This is a genomic window from Pseudonocardia xishanensis, assembly GCF_039541715.1.
Lineage (GTDB): Bacteria > Actinomycetota > Actinomycetes > Mycobacteriales > Pseudonocardiaceae > Pseudonocardia > Pseudonocardia xishanensis.
Genome location: NZ_BAABGT010000148.1, coordinates 1 through 1,423 on the forward strand (window position 1 = coordinate 1; position 1,423 = coordinate 1,423).

Genomic DNA, 1,423 nt, shown 5'->3' on the forward strand with positions numbered 1-1,423 from the left:
GGCGGTGGTCTCGTCGTAGGGGGTTCGGGTCTTCAGGCAGCCGTGCAGGATCCCGACGAGCCGGTTGCCGAGCTGGCGGAGGGCGGCGTGGTGGCCGACCTTGCGCTCGCGGAGGCTGTCGTAGTAGGCCCGTGCCCCAGGTGAACTCGTGAGAGCGCAGAACGCCCATTGATGAACAGCGTCACCAAGCCGCTTGTTGCGGGCGTAGCGGGCCAGCACCACCGTGCGGCGCCCGGAGGCGCGGGTGATCGGTGAGGTGCCCGCGTAGTTGCGGCGGGCTTTGGCGTCGCGGTAGCGGTGCGGGTCGTCTCCGAACTCGGCGAGCACCCGGGCCGCGAGGATCACACCGAGGCCGGGTTGGCTGGTGTAGATCTCAGCGTCCGGGTGCCGGCCAAAACCCGCGCCCAGTACCTCCTCCAGCTCCGGGAGCTGGGCAATGATCCCGCCCAGCAACCGGATCTGGGTGCCCGCGACCACTGTGTAGGCCGACTCCAGCGCCGCCGGTTGGCGCAGCGCCGGGGCCCGTAGCGCGGTCTGGATCAGCTCGGCGCGGGCCTCGACGTCACGTCGCCGTGCCTTGTTCAGGATCGCGGCGATCTTCGAACGCGACAGTCGCGCGGCCCGATCGGGGTCCCCGGCCCGCTCCAGCAGTTCCAGAGCGTCGGGGTCGGCGAGCTCCAACCGACCCGCGGCGATTGCATCCAGCGCGGCCGGGAAGTACTCCCGCAACACCTGCCGCAGCCGCTGAACATGTCGGGTGCGGTCCCAGACCAAGCTCTGATGGGTACGGGCGATCATCTTCAGGCCCTCGACCTGGGCGGAGTCCCCGGCCACCGGGCGGTGATGGGCCCGGTCGAGCCGCACGATCTCGGCCAGCACGTGCGCATCCCCGGGATCGGACTTCGCTCCCGAGGTGGAGTGCCGCTCCCGGTAACGGGCCGCTGAGAGCGGGTTGATCGCGAACACCTCATAGCCCGCCGCCACGAGCGCGGCGACCCACGGGCCGCGGTCGGTCTCGATCCCGACCACCACCGTGCCGCCTGCGAGCATCCCGGTACCGCCGTCGACATCGGCGTCGTCGAGGTGCTCGGCGATCATCTCGTGCAGCCGCGTCATCCCCGCCATACCCTCGGGCAGCCGGGCCCGGCCCAGACGTCGACCGGCGTCGTCGACGATCTCCACATCGTGGTGGTCCTCGGCCCAGTCATCACCGACGAACACCGTCATCCGCAGCCTCCCGCGCGCTCTACCGGCAACGACGGCAGCGTGGAGAAGACCACCGCGCTCTAATGGTCAAGTGCTCACCCGCTGCGCGATGCGCCGCAAGGGCACGTCATCCCATCAGCGGTCACGGTCTCCTCACGACCAGCGGGCGCACGGTCTGAGCGTAGGGCTCCACGCCCGGAGATCGGGAGTGCTGACC

General features: G+C 70.4%; 1 protein-coding gene. It reads right to left on the reverse strand.

Annotated features, from left to right (window positions below):
* Positions 1–1,227 (reverse strand): IS110 family RNA-guided transposase (locus ABD993_RS36550; protein ID WP_345428992.1); only part of this gene is annotated, 1,227 nt, incomplete at its 3' end.
* Between the last annotated feature and the right edge of the window lie 196 nt (positions 1,228–1,423).